The sequence below is a fragment of the Pseudoalteromonas sp. SR45-5 genome, from assembly GCF_014163565.1.
Classification (GTDB): Bacteria; Pseudomonadota; Gammaproteobacteria; order Enterobacterales; family Alteromonadaceae; genus Pseudoalteromonas; species Pseudoalteromonas distincta.
In genome coordinates this window covers 1-903 of record NZ_JACJDN010000975.1, presented here as the reverse complement: position 1 = coordinate 903, position 903 = coordinate 1, and the positions used below count along the sequence as shown (strand labels likewise).

The window sequence follows — 903 nt, the reverse complement described above, 5'->3', positions numbered from 1 at the left end:
CTACTTTTTGTAAATTTACTGCAGAAGTCCCGGCTCTGTAGATAACATTTATTGAATGATTTTTAAAAAACTGTTCTGTTCCTTTATAAATTAATAAGTCACCTACGTTAAAGTGATTAGGTATATCTATATACGCAACAGTACGGTTAGCTATTAATTCAGAGATAGCTTCGTGTTTCTTTTTCAAGTTGTTTAAGCAATTAGACCAAATATCTTGCTGTTTCATATACTTTCCTTAGTTACTGTAAAAGTTTTAATTTTACACTGTGAAGTTTAACTATCAACGTTTTACTTAGGGATCTGCAAATAAAAACGCCCAGAGGCTTATAAAAAACCTCTGGGCTTTAAAGTAGCTCTAAACTGAGCCTAGCGTTAACTAAAACACTTTCTTGGTTCATTAGGGAGAAGAAGAAAGTACTTTAAACTATAGTAAAGCTACTAAATAAAGCATAACTAATTTTGCCCCTTGGTTATATTTGATAACAAAGGATTAGATTAATTATGTGTAATTTGTTCTTTAGTTTAAACCCAGCTTATTAACTGTGTATTTTGCACTAGATCTCGTGGTAGTAAACTGTGATCTTATTTTTAATTCCGCTACCTACGAGGGTAACCACACCGCGTTAAAATTATCTTACTACTTATTAATAAACGACAAGTTCTCCTACTTAATAAGGCTTATAATTATGATTCAGAGAGTAATATTTTCTATAGTTTAGGTGAAACTAAGCTAACGTTTATTTGTTTTTTCCTCAGCCTTAACTATTCCTTTTCTGAGCTTTGATTTATTCCTAATGGTTCATGAATACTTCATCGAATACCGGCGAAATAATTTTAGTTCCATACAAATTTAAATGATCATCGTCAAAATAGAGTGGTTTTCCATCAATGTCTCCATGGCAA

The 903-nt window shown here is 31.5% G+C and carries 1 protein-coding gene and 1 pseudogene; both read right to left on the bottom strand.

Annotated elements, in window-relative coordinates; genetic code table 11:
- Positions 1-226: pseudogene (locus tag H5072_RS20450) on the bottom strand (polysaccharide pyruvyl transferase); the annotation flags it as partial.
- Between the two features lie 565 nt (positions 227-791).
- Positions 792-890 carry an SGNH hydrolase domain-containing protein gene (locus tag H5072_RS21600; protein ID WP_404936346.1) on the bottom strand — a complete coding sequence of 33 codons (99 nt, stop codon included), beginning with the start codon at positions 888-890 and terminating at the stop codon, positions 792-794.
- Positions 891-903: the final 13 nt, after the last annotated feature.